Origin of the sequence: Paraburkholderia sediminicola (assembly GCF_046030555.1) — a bacterium.
In the GTDB taxonomy this organism is placed as follows: Bacteria; Pseudomonadota; Gammaproteobacteria; order Burkholderiales; family Burkholderiaceae; genus Paraburkholderia; species Paraburkholderia sediminicola_E.
Genome location: NZ_JAQQCH010000026.1, coordinates 82,360 through 102,201, shown reverse-complemented (window position 1 = coordinate 102,201; position 19,842 = coordinate 82,360). Strand labels below are relative to the sequence as shown.

Sequence of the window (19,842 nt, the reverse complement as noted above, 5' to 3'; positions counted from 1 at the left end):
AGCTCAAACCGCTAATTCTTAAGCGGGCCCCCTGGCTTGGAGGGGATAGTGGTGCATCTGGAATCCGTGTCCTCGCACATTCGGCGTAAGTGACACAGGGCTCGTCAGCTCCCACTCCGCACTGTGTGCGTCGCGGACGGGTATGCCTGGGAAACCAGGGGCTTCGTTTGCTATGACAGTTGCAGTGGCGATGCCATGACGAGCGATGACCGAGCAAAGAGCGAGAGCGCAAAAACGCGGCGAACGGTTTTTGAAGTGCGCGTCGGCGCGCGCAGCGCCGCCGGAAGTATGACGCCCTTGTCGCTAATGCGGAGTGTGCGCGAACACAGATTCCAGATGCACCACTATCCCCTCCAAGCCAGGGGACCCGCTTAAGAATTAGCGGTTTGAGCCGCTTTCTCTTGCTTACTTCTCTTTGCGGCGGCAAAGAGAAGTAAGTGCCCGCCCCGCACAGGGGCGACGCTAACAAACCAATAACAAAACAAGGAAAGGCCAACGTCATAAAACCACAGACGAACAAGCACCGAGGACACCGAGGAGACAAACAACTCAGGTAAAGCCCAACGCCACAGGCAGTCAGACGAACAAGCGCCGCACAGGCAAAAAATCAAACCTTATATCCAATCCGAACCCCACCCCAATGCCGCCCGGCAACAAACACGGGCGCCGACGCATCCTTCATCAAGACAAACTGCCCACCACCCATATCGCGACGATAAGTCTGCAACAGAAACTTCTTGGTATGCGACGCAGCCGCAATCCCGGTGCGATCATCGAACATCCGCCGGTTCCGGCAATTGGCCATATTCCAGACCACATCGTCGCGCTGCGGCAAAGAAAACTTCAGATTGTGAGTCGGAAGATAGCCCCGCACATCGACGGCGGCGCAGAACGCCACGCGCGGATCGAGCCCGAGTAACGGCTCCTGAACAGCAGGCAAAACCCGATCAGTAAAAGCCGTAAACCGGGTAACGAACTGAGCCGGATTGCTCCCTGCAACAGGCACATAACGCTGATCGAACAGATCCTCAATCGATATCTCGCCCCGAGCAATGGCCGTTTCGAATGCCTTGCCCACGGCGGCCGCGGCCTGCTGCACGGCATCGATGAACGGCGTATCCGTCGTCTCTACCCCCGTTGCCGCAGTCAACTCGATCAACGTCTCGGACACGCCGAGCAAATTCCCCAGCCGGTCCTTCGCCTGTGCAAAGTTCTCGCTTGAATCCTCGACCCCGCTCGCCATTTCCAGCACCTGCGCCTCGAGTCCGTTGCATTGGGTTTCGATCTCGCCGGTCAACGCTGCGATCTGCCCAGCCTCGTCGTTGAGCTGCGTGATCGCATTGCCGGTCGCATGGACGACATCGCCGATCTTGCGGGTGCCTTCGCGTACCCGATGTGCGCGCGCCGTGTTCACCGAACCCTCGTTGATCAATTGCTCGGTCTGCTGAGTGAGTTGTGCCAGTGTGGTCTCGATCTGGCCGGTCGCCTGCGCGGTCTTCGCCGACAGGTTCTTCACCTCGGCGGCCACTACCGCGAAACTCTTGCCGGAGTCGCCGGCGCGCGCGGCTTCGATCGCGGCGTTCAGCGCCAGCAAATGCGTCTGGCGGGCGATCAGCGAAATCTCCTCGGAAACGCGGCTCACATGCGCCAACGCGCTGCGCAGCGCGCCAATCTGGCTCTCGATCACCGTCACACCTTCCACCAGTCCGTGGATGTCGGCGAGCGACGCCGCCAGCGTCTGTTGCGACGCCTGCACACCGGTCGCGGCTTCGGCCGACACGCTGCGCATTTCGCGCGCGGCAGTGGCAATGCGATGATTGCCCGCGAGCGTCTGCGCAGCGGACTCGCGCAGCGCACGGCAAACCTGCGCCTGGCGTTGCACGCGTGCGGCAACTTCCTCGACGTGACCCGATACGTCGCAGATTTCAATTCCCAGTTTGCCGGCTTGCGCGGCAATATCGCCAACAACCGTTTGTGAACGGCCGACCCGGCGAAAGCTGAAACGCGTCATGCTTGTCTCCATGATGGCGCGGTTGGCGCAGTCAGTTAGCGCGATCACCCAGTGCGGATGTCGCGTCTTCTCGACACGTTTACGGCAAGCTTGCCAGGGACTTGATACGGAGTATCCCGCAGCCAGTCGTTATCATGTGCGCTCAGCCTGCAACTGCGCAGCCATTCTTTTCTGTCACCGGCAATCCATGATCGACTCCTTCGCGCGCGTTTCGGGCTGGCAACAGCTCTATCACCTGTGGGAACTGATCGTGATGCTCTGCAAGTTTCTCTGGAGCTTGCTGCGCCTGCTAGGGGGAGGGTGACGGAGCGCGCGTACAGGCGAATCAGCTGGAAAAAGCCAGGTCAGGCGGGCGCGCTGCGTGTGCCTTCGGCAACAGGCGCATGCGCGGCGCCCGCCGCGGCGCTCGCGCCGAGAAACGCCTGGAGATCGGCCATCACGCGCTCGGGCGCTTCTTCCATCGGAATGTGACCGAGCCCGGCGTACATCACCGATTTCGCTCCTGGAATGCGGCTCGCAAATTCGGCCGCGTGTGCAGTCGGAATCCAGCGATCCTTCGCGCCCCATAGGACCAGCGACGGCACGCTCAGCGTCTTCAGCACGTCGGTATCAACGTCCTTGAAGTCGAGCGTCGGCACCATCTTGCCGATTGCCTCACGGGTGCCTTCGCCGTGGAAGAATTCGACGTAACGCCGCAGCGTCACCGCATCGATCTTGCGCGGATCGCCGTACACGTTGCGCACCGCGCTTTTGATAATGATTTCGGGCAGCCACCACGGCGAACTGACCCGCACCAGCGCGCTATTGAAGAGGCCGATGTAAATTGGCAGCTTCATCGGGAACCCGGCCGAGTCGATCAAGACGAGCCGTTCGACGGCCTCGCGATGGCGTATCGCGTAGTCCCACGAAATCAGGCCGCCGAGCGAGTTGCCGATCAGTGTCGCGCGGGAGATGCCGAGCGCCTGCATGAAGGTATCGATGAAACGCCGGTAGGTCGGCAGATTCATCGTTTCGATTTCACCGGAGCTCGTGCGCAACGGTCCGGTCACGCCGAACGGCGGCAGATCGAGGCGGATTACGCGATGCTCGCGCTTGAGTTCGTCGGCGACGCGATTCCACGTATGCAACGAAGACGCGAAACCGTGAATCATCACGATCGTGTCGCCGCTGCCTTCGTCGACGTAATGCACGTCGGCGCCCATGATCTTGACGAACTTCGAACCGCTTTGCGTGTAGCGCCGCTGCAATTCTGCGCGCGGCACGCTGGTGATCCCGAGGCGCGCGGCGAGCGAGCGGGGCGGTAGCGGTGCTGTTGATGCCGGCGTCGCGGATTCGATGCTTGCCATGATTGTTATCTCCCTTTAGTTCGAGTTAGATCGTCTCAGCGGCTACGTCTACGTTTGCACCTGTGTTTACCGCGGCGTCACCCTCAGCTTTAGCCTCGCGTCTGCATTGCGCTGCCTCTGCATTCGCACGGCCTCCGCGTCCGCGTTCGCCGCGCGAGCGGCCCGCGAGCCTAAGGTGCGAAGCGATAATCGTGCGGCCGCACGCGCCGTGTGCGTTTGCGAAAGTTGAACGTGAAGCCCGGCCACAGCGCCGTGACCTTGCCGCTCTTCGTCTGATACCAGCTATGGCAGCCGCTGACCCACACGGAGTGCTGCATCTCCTTCTGCAGGCGCTGATTGAAATCGCGTTGCACGTCGGGCCGCAAATTCATCGTACGAGCCTTGCGTCGGCGCAATACGCGCAGGCAATCGGCGATGTACTGCACTTGCGACTCGATCATGTAGATCATCGAGTTGTGACCCAGCCCGGTATTCGGACCGACAATCATGAAGAAGTTCGGGAAGTTGGCGACGCTGGTCCCGAGGTAGGCCTCCGGCCCATCGCGCAGCCACATCGCGCCGAGGTCGGCGCCGTCGAGGCCGGTCACGTCGAATGGCGCACCCACGTCGTTCACCTGGAAGCCCGTGCCGCAGATGATCGTATCGGCTTGATGATGGGCGCCGTCGTCGGTGACGATGCCGTCAGCGACGATTTCACGGATGCCGGTCGTCACCACGTCGACGTTCGGCTGGCCGAGCGCCGGATAGTAATCGCTCGACAGCAGCACGCGCTTGCAACCGAGCCGATAGTTCGGCGTCAGCTTGGCACGCAGTGCCGGGTCCTTGACGCGCCGTTCGAGGTAGCTCATGCCGAATTTCATCGGCAACTTCATCAGCTTGGGATTGACGACGAACGCAATGGCACGCGATTCGAGCTGCCAGTAGATCGCATTGCGCACGAAGCGCTGCGTGAACGGCACATGCCGGAATAGCCAATGCGCGCGCGGACCGATCGGCTTGTCGGGCTTCGGCATGATCCACGGTGCGGTGCGCTGGAACAGTTCGAGTTGTGCGACGCGCGGCTGGATCCGCGGCACGAACTGGATCGCGCTGGCGCCCGTGCCGATCACCGCGACGCGCTTGCCGTCGAGCGGATAGTCATGATCCCAGCGAGCCGAATGAAACAGCTTGCCTTCGAAACGATCGAGCCCCTGGATTCGCGGCATGGCCGGACGCGATAGCGGACCGCTCGCCGCGATCACCACGTCGGCCTCGATGCTCTCGTGTGTGCCGTTCAAATCGATTTCGACTTGCCATGTCTGGCGCGCTTCATCGAAGCGCATCGCTGCCACGCGCGCATTGCAACGCACATAACGATCGACGCCGTATTTGCGCGCGCAATGCTTGAGGTAAGCGAAGATCTCCGCCTGGCCACCGAACGCACGCGACCACGCCGGATTCGGCTCGAACGAAAACGAATACAGATGCGACGGCACATCGCAGGCCGCGCCGGGATAGGTGTTGTCGCGCCACGTACCGCCAATATCGCCGGCGGCCTCGTAAATCGTGAACGACGTGATGCCCATCTGGAGAAGGCGGATCGCCATGCCGATGCCCGCAAATCCGCTGCCGACAATGGCGATGCGTGGCGTGGCGGGTTGGGCAGATGAGGCAGGCGTCACGACGGGTCTCCGGGGGGGGCAGGCAAAATTCGAGTGTCTACATATGTCTACATCGGCATAATGCGCAGGGTAGACAACTGTACACTTCGCGTCAAGATCGTTTAGAGTACGACTATTAAACGCGCGAGCCGCGCTCTGGCTGAAAGCTCATGAAACTCGTCCCCGAAGCGGCGTCCACCGCCGACCCTGACGCTTTTGCCGGGCAGGACCTGCCGCCCGGCAAGCGCAAGCTGATCGAAGCTGCGTTGCGCCTGACCGCGGGCGGGCGGAGCTTTGCAAGCCTGGGTCTGCGCGAACTGGCACGCGAGGCGGGGCTGAATCCCAACACGTTCTACCGTCATTTCGACACGCTCGACGACCTGGCGCGCGAGGCGGTCGAATCGGTGAGCCGCCGCTTGCGGCCCATGCTGCGGCGCGAGCGCTGGCTGGCCGCGCACGACGAGCCGCAGAGCGTGCCGCGTCGCGCGTGCGTGGCGTTTTTTGCGTTTGCGTTGGAGAACCGCGAGGCGTTTCTGAGCGCGCTGGCCGAGTATCACGGCACGTCGCCGGCGCTACGTGAAGCGGTGCGGGCGAACCTGCACGAAGTGTCGGCGGAAATGGCGGACGATGTCGTGCAGCTGGAACTGATGCCGACGCTCGCCCGCGCAACCGTCGACGAAGTCTGCACGCAGATCGTGTTGCAGCTGTTTCATTTGTCGGCGGAGTACATCGATGCGGACGCCACGCGCCGGGAAGCGCTGGTCGCGTATGCGGAGCGTTTCATCGTCCGGCTGTTCGCGGGTTCGGTGCTGTTGGCGCAACACGAGCCGGTGAGGGCGCCGGCGTCAGTGGGCGCGTAAAGGGCGCCGACATAAAAAAACAGGCTCCATGCAGGAGCCTGTTTTCGTTGCAGCTTGATTGATTGGCATTTGCCTGACTGCATCTCAAGCAGCGCGGTTGTTGCTCAGGTGTCGCTCCAGCCGCCGGAATCGTCGTTGCTGCCCATGTCGACGCCACCGCCGCCGCTGTCGTCGCTCCAGTCGTTCGAGCCCTGGCCGAAGTCGAGGCCACCGCCATTGCCGTTGTCACCGCCTCGGCGACGCGTTTCATCATCGACAATCACGTCGCGCTCCACGACGCGATCACGCCCGGAATTCAACGCCTCGCCGAGCAGCACGCCGGTCAGCAGACCGCCCATGCCGCCGCCGAAACCGCCACCACCTTGTTGCACGATGACCTGCGGCTGTTGCTGATACGGTCCTTGTTGCGGATAGGGCGCTTGCGGCGGGTTGCCGAAGCGCTCGGCTTCCTGCGCATACGGCGACTGCTGCGTGCCGGCGGCCGGCGCGGCATACGGATCGGGCCGCCCGTCGGCACGGGCGCGCATGCTGCCAATGCGCTGCTCCAGTTCGTCGAGCTGATACGGCGGCACGGGATTCTTGCCGTTCGACAACGTTTCGACCACACCGCGCAACTGGTCTTCGGTCGATTCGACTTCCTTCTCCAGCGCCTCATGACCTTGTACGGTGGAGAGTTTCACGTCGAGCTTCAACGAGCGCACGGCGTTGAGCATCTCGGTCGCGCGCTTGAGCTGCACGCGACGATCGTCGTCGGCACGCGAGTCGTCTTGCGAGCGGGCGCGGCGCAATGTCCAGCGCAACACCAACGCGATCACGCCAATCAGGAGAATGATGCCGACCCACATGCCCAAACCGGGGCCATGCCGTTGCGGAGCTTGCGACACCATCGCCGACTGCTGCTGCACCGCCGGCGAATTCTGCTGCACGAACGGGTTGGCCGCGCGGCTCGTGGTGTTGCCGCCCGCGGCGCCGGCACGTTCCGCGTCCTTGCGGATGCGCGCTTCGGTTTGCGCGAAACGGGTGGGGTCGGTGAAACGGATTTGCGGATCGAGCGTCTTGGCCTGTTGAACCTGGGCGAGGGCGTCGGCGTAACGGCCTTCGCGATCGAGCACCTGGCTGTACAGGTAGTGCGCGCGCGCGTTGTTCGGATGCGCCTGCAGCACTTCGCTCAAACCGGCATCGGCCTGCTGCCAGTTGCCTTGCGACATGGCGGATTCGATCTGCTGAACCGTCGGCATAGCGAACGCCGCGGCCGACACGAACAGCAGTGAGGCGAATGCGCTTGCGAGAAATTTTTTCATTTGCGGACCGGGTGCGATGCACCCGTCTCCTTCAGTCTTCAGTCGATTCCGGGGGCCGGCGTTCCGGTGGCCCGGCATACCGGCTGCGCTCGTTTGGCAGCCGGTATCTACTGCTGATGCCCTTACTGGGCCGGCGTGTTGATCTGCTTCTTCAAAGCTTCGAGACGATCTTCGACGGACGGACCACGGTTCAGATCCGAGAGCTTGTCGTCGAGTGCCTTGCCGCTCTTCACGTCAGCCGAATTCAGGCGCGCGTCGGAACGGGCATTCGACAGTGCGACCTTGTCTTCCAGCTTCTGGAAATCTTCGGACAGATTTTTGCCGCCGATACCGCCCAACGCAGTGGCTGCAACATCTTTGGCCTGAGCGATCTGCTGCTTGGCTTGCAGGATGTTCGAGCGCGCGTTCAGGTCGTTACGACGGCCACGCATGTCGTCGATCTGGCTCTTCAACTGCTCAACCGAAGGCTCCAGCGTGACCAGTTCCTTGGCCAGCGCGTCGCGCTCGGCTTCGGCGGTGGCTTGCGCGCCGAGGGCTTCGCGTGCGAGTGCTTCGTCGCCGGATTGCAGGGCGCGCTTCGCGCCGTCTTCGTACTTCTTCGCCTTGTCGGCGGCAACATCGCGCTTGCTTTGCTGCGTGGCGACTTGCGCCTGAATCTCGATCAGCGAGTTCTCGGCTTTAGCGATGCTCTCGTCGAGTTCGCGCACGATCTGGCGCGAATCGCGCGACGGGTCTTGCACGGAATCGGCTGCGTCGTTAAGGAGACCTTTAAGCGTGCGCGAAATGCTGTCAAAAAGCGACATGAAAACCTCCAAAGAATGAAATCGGCGCTGAATAACCCCATGCGCTTTAACTGCTTTCCAATGCTACTTTACGCCGCTGCGCGCAAAGCTGCGCAGCGTTCGGACCGGAGTTCGGGGCGTACACGCCAATTGCAATAGCGGCGCCGTAAATTTACGTTTTTGAAACGAATTGCAAACAGCCTAAAAACGCGCGGTGGGTCATTCAGCCGCTCGCGGATATTACACCACGCATTCTCTTAAAACCGCCTTAAAGGGCACGATGACGTAGTCGCCGGCTTTGCGCATGGCGGGCAGGGCGCGACGACGCAATCGGCCACTCTGCACGCGGCCGGTGTCGCGGATGTGAACAGGCGTGGCGCGTGAGTGTGACGCCTGAGCGGCGCGCTCGAGCTTCTCACCCGCAACGCGTCGATGCGCGATGGGTCGGGCCGTTTGACCGTGCCCCTTTCGGTTCAGGCGAAGCGGCCGCCTTCCGTGCTTGGATCGCTCTGCGGATCATCGTCTTCGCCGCGCGCGGCGTCGAGGCGCGGACGCTTGAGCACGTTGCGCAACGGTGTTCCTGCGTCGGCCGGGTTCTGCGCCGAATCCGCAATGGAGGCCGCCTTGGCCGCGGCGACGCGTCCCACGGCTGCGGCGGCTGCGGCGGCTTCTATTTCCTCGTCTGTCGCGGTAAGCGCGGCCAGTACGCCGGCCGGCAGCAACGGTGCCGGGCTTCCACCTGCGGGTGTGCCCAATAATTCTTCCGCATGCGATGCGGCCGTGCTTTCCGCCGACGCAGCGGATTCGTGGTTACCGTGGGTCTGCAAGGCCGCCGGGAGCGCCGCCCGTGCGTGGCGCGTGCCGCGCGCCACGCGCTGCAGCGCCGCGTCGAGCGCGTCCGGCGCGCGCGGTGCATTCAACCGGTCGACAATGCTGGCCGCTTTCACCTGCTCGCTGGTCGCGCCAAAGCTCAACACCGCGCGCCGCATCAGTTCGCTGACGCTAATACCCATTTCTTCGGCGGTGGAGGCGATCGCGCGTTTCTGCGCGGTCGTGACGAATACGACGATGCGTTCGCTGGGCTTGTTCATGGTCGGCTCGCATACTTGTTGGCATTGGCGGTTCAAGGCGTGTATTTGGCGTACGCCGTCGCGCGCGTCGATAACGACTTGCGCGCCGAGTCCATCATATGACGAGTTGCACCGATGCGGAACGGGCGCGACATGAAAATCCCGTGACATCAACGAGTTGTAGCGTTTCCGGCGGCCTTGTCCACAGGCCTTTCAACATTTTCTGTTGATAACCCCCGCAGACGGGCCCGGGCGCTTGTGTGATTGCCACAAGCTACCGCCGGGACGCCGCGCGAAGGGAATTCTTACAAAAAAACTGTCTTGGACGGCGCTTGATTTCTTTAAAATGCGCTGTTACGTTGCGCCGGACGATGTCCCAGGCGTGCCGTGCGGCTGCCCGGGGGCGTAGGGCCGCGCGGTGTTTTGCGCCTCATGCAGTCCATTTGCTATTGTCGTGTGTCCTGCTGCCTGGTCGGCCGTTATGGTGAACCTTGGGTTCGCTGTCGGCCTGGCGTGCGGCAACGGCGCTTGCGCTACGACCACGATCCATGCACGCGCCAGGAGCGTGTGCAGAAAGGCGTTCAGTTACGCGCCCACTATTCCAGTCATGCCAATCATCAAACGACCGCATTCTTCAAATTCTCCGGCTGGTGAAGACCGGGACTCCTACCACCGCACTCCAGGACGCAACGCCGCTTCGCGCGACGGGGAGGCCGGCCGCCGGTCGATCGGTACGACCATCGCCATCTGGTTTGTCAGTCTGCTGGCGACTATCGCCGTGGTGGGCGCGCTGATTGTCGGTTACGCGCTCGTGGTGATGGGGCCGCAACTGCCGTCGCTCGACGCGCTGACCGACTATCGCCCGAAAGTGCCATTGCGGGTGTACACCGCGGATCACGTGCTGATCGGCGAGTTCGGCGAAGAGCGGCGTAGCATCGTGCGCTTCCAGGACATACCGGACCAGATGAAGAAGGCGGTGCTCGCGATCGAAGACTATCGCTTCTACGAGCACGGCGGCGTCGACTTCGTTGGCATTCTGCGTGCGGGTGTTTCCGACATCATGCACGGCGGCGCCTCCCAGGGCGCGAGCACGATCACGATGCAGGTGGCGCGCAACTTCTTCCTCTCGAGCGAGAAGACCTACACGCGCAAGATTTACGAAATGATGCTGGCGTACAAGATCGAGCGCGCGCTGACCAAGGATCAGATCCTCGAGGTCTATATGAACCAGATTTATCTGGGCGAGCGCTCGTATGGTTTTGCCGCGGCCGCGCGCGTTTATTTCGGCAAGGATCTGAAAGACATCACGCTGGCTGAAGCCGCGATGCTGGCGGGCTTGCCGAAGGCGCCGTCCGCGTATAACCCGGTGGTCAATCCGAAGCGCGCGAAGATCCGTCAGGAATATATTCTGAAGCGCATGCTCGAGCTGAAATACATCACCCAGGATCAGTACGATCAGGCCATCAAGGAAGAGATTCACACCAAGAATCCGGGCAACGAATACAGCGTGCATGCCGAGTACATCGCCGAAATGGTTCGCCAGATGATGTACGCGCAGTACAAGGACGAAACCTATACGCGCGGCCTGAACGTCACCACGACGATCGACTCCGCCGACCAGGACGCCGCCTATCGCGCGGTGCGCAAGGGCGTGATGGATTACGAGCGGCGCCACGGCTATCGCGGACCGGAAGGCTTCGTACAACTGCCCGCACCGGGCGACGACCGCGATCAGGCGATCGACGACGCACTCACCGATCACCCCGACAACGGCGAAATCATTGCCGGTGTCGTGACGGATGCCAATCCGAAGCAGGTGAAAGCACAACTGGTCGACGGTACCGACGTGACGATCAGCGGCGACGGTCTGCGCTTTGTAGCCGGCGCGCTCTCCACGCGCGCGGCGGCGGCCACGAAGATCAAGCCGGGTTCGATCGTGCGCCTCGTCGCCGACGACAAGGGTAACTGGCAGATCACGCAGCTTCCGCAAGTGGAAGGCGCGCTGGTTTCGCTGACGCCGCAAGACGGCGCGATTCGCGCACTGGTGGGCGGCTTCGACTTCAACAAGAACAAGTTCAACCACATCACGCAGGCGTGGCGTCAGCCGGGTTCGAGCTTCAAGCCGTTCATCTACTCGGCCGCGCTCGACAGGGGTCTCGGACCGGCTACGATCATCAACGACGCGCCGCTGTACTTCCCGCCGAGCACGCCGGGCGGCGATGCGTGGGAGCCGAAGGACGACGATCAGCCGGACGGTCCGATGCCGTTGCGCCTCGCGTTGCAGAAGTCGAAGAACCTGGTGTCGATCCGCATCCTGTCGTTCATCGGCACCAAGTACGCGCAAGACTTCGTCACGCAGCGCTTTGGTTTCGACGCCGACAAGACCCCGCCGTATCTGCCAATGGCGCTCGGCGCGGGCCTCGTCACGCCGCTGCAGTCGGCGGGCGCATACTCGGTGTTCGCGAACGGCGGTTATCGCATCAATCCGTATCTGATCAACGAAGTGACGGATGCGCGTGGCGAGCCGCTCTCGAAAGCGCAACCCTTGACGGCGGGCCAGGACGCGCCGCGTACGCTTGAACCGCGTAACGCGTACATCATGAACAGTTTGCTGCATTCGGTGGCCACGGCCGGCACCGGCGCGGGCACCAACGTGCTGAAGCGTTCTGACTTGCAGGGCAAGACGGGTACGACCAACGACGCGAAGGACGGCTGGTTCGCCGGTTATCAGCAATCGCTGGTTGCGGTGGCGTGGATGGGTTACGACCAGCCGAAGAGTCTCGGCAGCCGTGAATTCGGTGCACAGCTCGCATTGCCGATCTGGGTCGAGTACATGCAGCGCGCGCTGCGCGGTGTGCCGCAAAGCGAACCGGCGCAGCCTGACGGTGTGACGTCGGTCGACGGTGAACTGTTCTATACGGACATGACGCCGGGCAATGGTTTCGTGGCCAGCATCGGTCTCGATTCGGCGAATCCGACCGCGGGTGCGAGCGATGCGGTCGGCGGTGTGGGGCCTGCGGGTATGACGCCGCCGGCGGTGCCGCCGCCGAACGTCTCGTCAAATGAAAAGAAGCAGATCATGGATTTGTTCGAGACGAACAAACCTTGATATCTCTCTGGGCGGACTTTCTTTCGGGGGTCCCGACCAGGTGTGTCGCGAGTGTGGGGGTTTGCCCAAGGCCGCACACACGAGTTTTTGAAGGGCAGGGAAATCGCCGCCTGGTGTGGCGTCTGCGGGGCCAATCAGGCGGGGCCCCGCCAGCAGTTTTTGTGCCCATCCCCCGCAATATGTTTTAATCACGCCTACGGTGTTTTTATATTGGGTCCTATACGGACGCCCGATTCCTAAGCGGTTTCGGCCTCCGGCACTGCTGCGTCTCGCCGCGAGCGAGATGCCCATCCTCGAAAGTCGCGCCGCGCGAGACCCGTTTAACGCGCGCGCATGCCACTTCACCCGTGGGCAACTGCCAGGTTGCCGCGGCTGGGGTGTTTGTCACTCAGCATCCACCGGGTCTTTTGCCTCGTGAAAAGTCGAATACTCATCTGTCTGATGACAGGTCTGCTACGCGCGTTTGCTTTCCTGCCGTATGGTGTTGTCGCGCGCATCGGTACCGGCATCGGTGCATTGCTGTACCGGATTCCTAGCGCGCGCCGGCGCGTCGTGCATACCAATCTGAAGCTGTGTTTTCCCGACATGAGCGACGAGGAGCGTGAGCGTCTCGCGCGCGCGCATTTCTGTCATGTGATCCGCAGCTATGTCGAGCGCGGCCCGCAATGGTTCGGCAATGCGCAGGCGCTGGCACGCCTTGTCGAAGTGGAGAGCGCGATCGATCTTACGGACATGGAGGGTAAGCCGACGATTTTTGTGGGCTTCCATTTTGTCGGTATCGAGGCGGGTTGCATGATGTATTCGACGCGGCATCCGGTTGCTTCGCTGTATACGCCGATGTCGAATCTGTTGCTCGATGCGATGGCCAAGCGGCAGCGCGGGCGTTTCGGTACGGAGATGATTCCGCGGAGCGATAGTGTGCGGCGTGCGTTGCGGGTTTTGCGTGGCGGTAAGCCGGTCATGCTGGCTGCGGATATGGATTTTGGGCTGCGGGATTCGGTGTTTGTGCCGTTTTTTGGTGTGCCGGCTTGTACGCTGACTTCTGTTTCGCGGATGGCGAAGGCTGGGAATGCGCGGGTGGTGCCGTTTGTGACTGAAGTCTTGCCGGACTATCGGGGTTACAAGCTGACTATTTTTGATGCGTTAGCTGATTTTCCTTCGGATGATGTTTCTGTCGATGCTCGACGGATTACGGAATTTCTCGAGACGCAGGTGCGGCGGATTCCTGATCAATATTATTGGGTGCATAAGCGGTTTAAGAATCGGCCGGTGGGGGAGGCCGGGGTTTATTAGCGTCGCCCCTGTGCGGGGCAGGCACCTACTTTTCTTTGCCTGCCGCAAAGAAAAGTAGGCAAAAGAAAGCGGCTCACACCGCTAGCTCATAAGCGGGTCCCCCGCGCAGCCACGGTAGTGGTGCATCTGGAATCCGTGTTCTCACACATTCCGCGCTAGTGACAAGGCCGTCATATTTCCGGCGGCGCTGCGCGCGCCGAGGCGGTACTTCAGAGTCACTCGTCTCATGGGCCGCGCTATATACATCTAAGCCTGATTTCGTTGCGCGCTCAAGCACTTAGCCCGGATGTCCAGGTGTTATCAACATGCCTGTCAACAAAATCTGTGGATAAGATGTCCCGCCGCATGCACCCCTCCTCGCGAAGCGAGTAGTTGCTCACCTGTGCATCCACTCGCGCCGCACACCACAAACCGATCTGCATCAAGCACTTAAGCGCGTAGCCCCGTAGTTATCAACAACCCTGTCAACATAAACTGGGGATAAGTCCGCTCTCGTCAGTATGGAATCCCAGGTTTAGTTGGATGCACCCACATTCATTGCGGGACCTGGCGGTACCGCCGTCGCAGACGGCTCCGACTCCAATGGTGGATTCCCCATCGCCTGGAACAAGGCCGCAGTGTCCGTCAGGCGCGCGCTCGTATAGCGGATCTCATCGAGTTGCGCGTTGCGAAACTGTTGCTCGCTCGATCGCGTCGACGCGATCGGTAACGCGCCCAGTCGGTAGCGTCCCGACGTCTCATCGAAAATTCCCTGCGCCGAGCGCGCTGCTATGTTCGCGGCGTCGAGCGCCTGCGCGTCGTGCTGCAGTGCTGCGAGCGTGTCGGCGACGTTCTGGAACGCGGCCAACACCGTTTGCTTGTATTGCGAAACTGTGGCGTCGTACGTGTCGACCGCCGCGCGGCGCTGCGCGAACAGGGCGCCGCCGTGGAACAGCGGCTGTGACAAGGACGCGCCAATGCTCCATATCGCCCCCGCGCCAGACAGCGCCACCGGCCAGCTAAAGCCGCCTTGTCCCATCGATGCACTCAGCGAAAGACTCGGGAACATCTGCGCCGTCGCGACGCCGACGTCGGCCGCGGCGGCCTTCAATGCGGCGTCCGCAGCCTGAATGTCAGGTCGGGAGCGCAGCAACTCGGACGGCACCACCACCGGCACCTGCTCAGGCACATGCAGTTGCGCGAGATCGAGGTCGTCCGGGGCCGCGTCCGGTGTGCGGCCGAGCAGCACCGCCAGAGCATGACGCGTCGTCAGCCATTGCTGCTTCAAGCCCGGCAAACTCGCGGACAGGCTCGCCGCACTTTGTTGCGCGCTCAACTGGTCGGCATGCGAGACGGCGCCCAATGCGTAGCGCCGCTGCGTGTCGCGTGCCTGATCGTTGGCAATCGTCACGAGCCGTTCGGTCGTCTCGATCTGTGCATGCAACGCCGCACTCGTGATCGCCGCCGTCACGATGTTGGCGGCCAGCGCGCGGCGCGCAGCATCGAACTGATAGGCCTGCACGTTCACGCGAGCCGCGAGCGCAGCATCGGCGAGACGTGAGGCGCCGAACAGGTCGAACGTGTAGTGCGCCTGCAATTGACCGACGAAGATGTTGTACAGGAACGTATTCGGACCGGCCTCGGGGATCGCCAGCGCACGGTTGCGGGTGGCCTGGCCGCCCAGGTCGATGGTCGGCAGCAGCGAACTGCCGATCTGTGCGCGCAATTGCTCTCGCGCGGCAGCCAGGCTTTTGTCGGTGGCGGCGAGCGTCGGGCTGTTGCGCAAGCCTTCGTCGACCAGTGCGTTCAACGCCTCCGATTGATACAGCTTCCACCATTCGGGCACAGGCTTCGCGCCGACCACGAATTGCTGGGCGATGCCTTGAGCCGGCACGGTTTGCGTCGGTTGTGCCTCGGCGCCGTAATGAGCCGGTTGTGGCATCGCGGGCGGCTTGCCGTTCGGCCCAAACGAGCAGGCGGCCAGCACCAGCGCGGCGGCGGCAGGAAGCGTGCGGCGCAGGTGTCGAGGAAATGCAAAGGTAGCCATGATCTCAGTTCCCCGAATGCGTCGTGCCGGACGGCGCCGGCGGCTCGCGCTCGTCGATGCGTACTCTGAACGACGTGGCGTACAGGGCCGGCAGATAGAACAGCGTGAGGATGGTCGCGCTCGTAATGCCGCCCATCAGCGCGGTTGCCATCGGGCCGAAGAAGTTTGAGCGCAACAGCGGAATCAGCGCGAGCACGGCGGCGGCCGCAGTGAGCGTGATCGGCCGGAAACGCCGCACCGTCGCGCCGACGATCGCGTCGAAGCGCTTATGCCCCGCGGCAATGTCCTGCTCGATCTGATCGACCAGAATCACCGAGTTGCGCATGATGATGCCGAACATGGCGATCACCCCGAGCATCGCCACGAAGCCAAATGGCTGGCCAAACAGCAGCAGCGTGATGACCACGCCGATCAGGCCGAGCGGCGCGGTCATCACCACCATCAGCACGCGCGCGAAACTCTGCAACTGGACCATCAGGAGCACCAGCACGGCGATGATCATGATCGGCATCTGCGCATTGATCGATGTTTGCCCCTTGCCGCTTTCTTCGACCGACCCGCCGATTTCGATCCGGTAGCCGACCGGCAGCGTGCTGCGAATCTGGCTGAGGGCTTTATCGACCGCATGCGTGACGTCGATCCCTTGTGCGCCGGGCGCGACGTCGGACTGCACGGTGATGGTGGGTTGCCGGTCGCGTTCCCAGATCACGCCGTATTCGAGGTCGTTGCGCAAATGGCCGAGCGTGCCGAGCGGCACCGGGCCGTTCGGGGTCGGCATCGCCAACGTGACGAGTTGCGCGGGGTCGACGCGTTCCGCTTTGGGCGCGCGCAGATCGACGCTGATCAGTTTGTCGCGCTCGCGATACTGCGTGACGGTGTAGCCGGAGAGCGTCATCGCGAGGAAGCTCGAGATGTCTTCCGAAGTCACGCCGAGTTCACGGGCTTTCTTCTGATCGACCTCGAAACGCACCGAGCGCTCGGCGGGCTCATCCCAGTCGAACTGGACGTTGCTGGTGCCGCGATCGGCCCGCATGGTCGCGGCGACACGCTCGGCGATCGAGCGCACGGTGGCGATATCGTCGCCGCTTACGCGGAACTGGACGGGATAGCCGACCGGTGGGCCATTCTCAAGACGCGACAGGCGTGTGCGGATTGCCGGGAAGTTGTTGCGCAGTTCCGGTTCGAGCCACTGCGCGAGCTTCTCGCGGTCCTTCACCGATTTCGCCGTGATGACGAACTGCGCGAAATTCGGCTGCGGCAATTGCTGATCGAGCGGCAGGTAGAAACGCGGCGCACCGGTGCCGACGAAATTCACCGTGTGATCGATTTCCGGGCGGCCCACCAGCACTTTCTCCAGCCGCTCTGCCTGCCGCAACGTCGCTTCGAACGACGCGCCTTCAGGCAAGCGCACATCCACCAGCAACTCGGGACGGTCCGAGCTCGGGAAGAATTGCTGCGGCACCAGTGTGAAGCCTGCCATGGCCAGAATGAACAGTACGACGGTGATCGCCAGCACGACGAAACGCCGCTCGATGCACCAGCTGATCCAGCCACGCAGCCGCTTGTAAAAGCGCGTGTCGTAGATATCGTGTTCGTGATCGTCCGCTTCGTGTTCCTGACGTTTGCGCTCCGGCAGCAAGTGATAGCCGAGCAGGGGAATTAGCACGACTGCCGCGAGCCACGACGCGATCAGCGCGATCGCCGACACTTCGAAGATCGAGCGCGTGTATTCACCGGTGCTCGACTTCGCCAACGCGATCGGCAGGAAGCCGGACACGGTCACGAGCGTCCCGGTCAGCATCGGAAATGCGGTACTGGTGTACGCAAAGGCTGCTGCGCGTGAGCGGTTCCAGCCTTGCTCCAGTTTCACCGACATCATTTCGACCGCAATGATCGCGTCGTCGACCAGGAGTCCTAAAGCAAGCACCAGCGTGCCCAACGAGACCTTGTGCAGGCCGATGTCGAACAGATACATGCATAGCGCCGTGACGGCGAGCACGACAGGGATCGAGATCACGACCACCATGCCGGTGCGCACGCCCAATGACAGCAGGCTGACCACCAGCACGATCGCAATTGCCTCGGCGACCGCTTCGAGAAAGTCGTCGACCGAATGCGCCACCGCGTTCGGCATGCTCGACACTTCGACCAGGTGCAGACCGGCGGGCAGGGAGGCTCGCAGCGTGACCATCTGCTGATCGAGCGCTTTGCCCAGACGGATCACGTCACCGCCCGGTTGCATCGTGACGCCGATGCCGAGCACCGCCTTGCCGCCGGCGCGCATTTGCGTGGCGACCGGATCGTCGTAGCCGCGCTTGATGGTCGCAATGTCGCCGAGACGGAACGAGCGATTGTTGATGCGGATCAGCGTGTCGGCGAGCGCATTGACGTCCTTGAACTGGCCGGTGGGGCGCACGAACACGCGGTCGTCGGTGGTCGTCAGCGTGCCCGCCGGCGAGACGCTGTTCTGCGAATTGATCGCCTGACCGAGTTGCTGCGGCGAGATACCGAGTCGCGTGAGTTGCGTGTTGGCGATCTCGATGTAGATGTGCTGATCCGGATCGCCGAAATAATCGACCTTGCCGACGCCCGGCACACGCAGCAGCACGGTGCGCAACTGGTCTGCGTAGTCGTGCAGTTGCGCGGCGGAAAAGCCGTCGCCCTCGAGCGTGTAGATGTTGGTGTAGACGTCGCCGAATTCGTCGTTGAAAAATGGGCCTTGAATGCCTGGCGGCAAGGTCGCCGCGATATCGCCGACCTTCTTGCGCACCTGATACCAGGTTTCGGGCACGTCCTTGACCGGCGCCGAGTCTTTCATCGAGAAGAACATCAGCGATTCGCCGGGGCGCGAGTAACTGCGCACGAAATCGATGGCGGGCGTTTCCTGCAACTTCCGGCCGATGCGGTCGGTGACCTGTTCCTGCATCTGGCGCGCGGTCGCGCCGGGCCAGAAGGTACGGATCACCATGACACGGAACGTGAACGGCGGGTCTTCAGATTGGGCGAGACGGGTATAGGCGAGGATGCCGAACGCGGTTGAGAGCGCGATCAGGAAGACGACCAGCGCCTGATGGCGCAGCGCCCATGCGGACAGGTTGAAGCGTCCTTCTTCATGCGTGGTGCTCATGAAGCGAAGTCCTCGGGATGCAGCGGCGGGATCACGTGGACTTTTTCGCCGGCGGTGACGGTGTGCACGCCTTGCAATACGACTCGTTCGCCATCTTTGAGCCCCTGGCTGATCACGATCGTGCGCTGGTTATAACGCGTGACCGTCACGCGGCGCAGTTCCAGGGCGTTATCCGCAGTACGCACGACCCACACGGCCGGCTGCGTGCCGTCGTGGAACAGGGCGGTGGCGGGCACGGTGAAGGCACTGCCCTGATCCGCGAAATTTGAAGCGGAAGGCGCTGCAAGCGCGATGTCGGCTGTCATGCCGAGGCGCACGTCCGGGCCGGGATTGTCGAGTGTGAGCTTGGCGCGGTAAGTGCGGCTTTGCGGATCGGCGGCGGGCGACAGTTCGCGCACGCGCGCGTTGAAGCTGCGGCCCGGCAGCGCGGCTAATGTGACCTTCGCGGCCTGCCCGACCGAGAGCGCAGCTAGCGCGCTTTCCGGCACGTCGCAGACTACGTCGATGTCGCCGCTCCATGCAAGGTTGTAGACGGCTTGACCCGCGGACACATTCTGGCCGGTGTCGGCCTGTTCCGCGGTGATGACACCGGCGTGGTCGGCAATGAGCGTGGTGTACTGCAACTGGTCTTTCGACAACGCCGCCTGCTGCGCGGCCTGGTCGCGCTGCGCGGCGGCTGACGCATAGGCATTGGTGGTCTGTTCGAGCTGCGCGGGCGCGATCAGGTTTTCTTTGGCCTGTGCCTGGTCGCGATCGAGTTGCTGCTTCGCATACACGAGACTGTGTTGCGCGGCTTCGAGTTGAGCCTGCGCGCTGGCGGCGTTCTTCTGTGCATCCGCCGGATCGAGCAGGGCGAGTATCTGCCCGTTTTTCACCACGTCACCCAGGCGCACCCGCCGCTCGACGATCTTGCCGCCGACGCGAAACGATAGCGGCGTGGCATAGCGCGCCTGCACTTCGCCAGGCAGCGAAGCCGCAGCCATCGCGCTGCCGTCCGCATGAACGGCGACGGCGACTACCGGACGTGGTGCGGGCGCGGCCACTTCTTTCTTCGAGCATGCGGCGAGCGTGACGATACCGGCGAGAGCGAGGGCGAATGCTGCGCGGCGCAAGTGCGCGGGACGGACATACCGATGGAACTGGTGGCGCATCGCAGACGATGCGGGAGAACCGGGACGCTTCACAATTACCCCAACTGGAGACAGCGAACGAACACGGCAAGCCGCAGCGGCCCGCCAGCGAAGACCCGCGGCCGAAAACATGCAACCGGCATACGC

At 62.6% G+C, this 19,842-nt stretch carries 12 protein-coding genes; 3 read left to right on the top strand and 9 right to left on the bottom strand.

Translation table 11 applies throughout. The annotated features are described in order from the left end of the window. Window positions 1-607 precede the first annotated feature (607 nt). From PQQ52_RS28935 to PQQ52_RS28925, 3 genes are all read right to left on the bottom strand, one after another. Entirely contained in the window at window positions 608-2,011 is a 1,404-nt protein-coding gene (locus PQQ52_RS28935; RefSeq protein WP_408219123.1) for a methyl-accepting chemotaxis protein, read from the bottom strand. Window positions 2,012-2,355: 344 nt separating this feature from the next. Next, a complete protein-coding gene (locus tag PQQ52_RS28930) occupies window positions 2,356-3,357 on the bottom strand; it encodes an alpha/beta fold hydrolase (protein ID WP_408219120.1) in 1,002 nt (333 codons plus the stop codon). Window positions 3,358-3,527: 170 nt separating this feature from the next. Then, window positions 3,528-5,018, bottom strand: a complete 1,491-nt coding sequence (locus PQQ52_RS28925) for a flavin-containing monooxygenase (protein ID WP_408219118.1) — start codon at window positions 5,016-5,018, stop codon at window positions 3,528-3,530. A gap of 149 nt (window positions 5,019-5,167) precedes the next feature. On the opposite strand from PQQ52_RS28925, the gene PQQ52_RS28920 reads away from it, so the two are divergent. Then, complete coding sequence (locus PQQ52_RS28920) at window positions 5,168-5,857, top strand: TetR family transcriptional regulator (RefSeq protein WP_408219115.1); 690 nt, start codon at window positions 5,168-5,170, stop codon at window positions 5,855-5,857. A gap of 104 nt (window positions 5,858-5,961) precedes the next feature. Here the strand turns inward: PQQ52_RS28920 and PQQ52_RS28915 are convergent, their stop codons facing one another. The 3 genes from PQQ52_RS28915 to PQQ52_RS28905 form a co-directional block, all read right to left on the bottom strand. Beyond that, entirely contained in the window at window positions 5,962-7,158 is a 1,197-nt protein-coding gene (locus tag PQQ52_RS28915; protein ID WP_408219112.1) for a tetratricopeptide repeat protein, read from the bottom strand. A 122-nt stretch (window positions 7,159-7,280) separates the two neighbouring features. Further along, entirely contained in the window at window positions 7,281-7,961 is a 681-nt protein-coding gene (locus PQQ52_RS28910) for a PspA/IM30 family protein (protein ID WP_408219109.1), read from the bottom strand. Window positions 7,962-8,413: 452 nt separating this feature from the next. After that, window positions 8,414-9,031: a hypothetical protein gene (locus tag PQQ52_RS28905; protein ID WP_408219107.1), complete on the bottom strand. Its 618-nt coding sequence runs from the start codon at window positions 9,029-9,031 to the stop codon at window positions 8,414-8,416. Window positions 9,032-9,617: 586 nt separating this feature from the next. Here PQQ52_RS28905 and PQQ52_RS28900 point away from each other — a divergent pair. Then, entirely contained in the window at window positions 9,618-12,119 is a 2,502-nt protein-coding gene (locus PQQ52_RS28900) for a penicillin-binding protein 1A (protein ID WP_408219104.1), read from the top strand. A 414-nt stretch (window positions 12,120-12,533) separates the two neighbouring features. Beyond that, window positions 12,534-13,412 carry a lipid A biosynthesis lauroyl acyltransferase gene (locus PQQ52_RS28895; RefSeq protein ID WP_459252561.1) on the top strand — a complete coding sequence of 293 codons (879 nt, stop codon included), beginning with the start codon at window positions 12,534-12,536 and terminating at the stop codon, window positions 13,410-13,412. A gap of 514 nt (window positions 13,413-13,926) precedes the next feature. Here the strand turns inward: PQQ52_RS28895 and PQQ52_RS28890 are convergent. The 3 genes from PQQ52_RS28890 to PQQ52_RS28880 are packed head-to-tail and all read right to left on the bottom strand — an operon-like array spanning window position 13,927 to window position 19,716. Next, window positions 13,927-15,438, bottom strand: a complete 1,512-nt coding sequence (locus tag PQQ52_RS28890) for an efflux transporter outer membrane subunit (RefSeq protein WP_408219099.1) — start codon at window positions 15,436-15,438, stop codon at window positions 13,927-13,929. A gap of 4 nt (window positions 15,439-15,442) precedes the next feature. Next, entirely contained in the window at window positions 15,443-18,565 is a 3,123-nt protein-coding gene (locus tag PQQ52_RS28885) for an efflux RND transporter permease subunit (protein WP_408219096.1), read from the bottom strand. After that, window positions 18,562-19,716 carry an efflux RND transporter periplasmic adaptor subunit gene (locus PQQ52_RS28880; RefSeq protein WP_408219094.1) on the bottom strand — a complete coding sequence of 385 codons (1,155 nt, stop codon included), beginning with the start codon at window positions 19,714-19,716 and terminating at the stop codon, window positions 18,562-18,564. Before PQQ52_RS28880 ends, PQQ52_RS28885 begins: the two co-directional genes overlap by 4 nt. Between the last annotated feature and the right edge of the window lie 126 nt (window positions 19,717-19,842).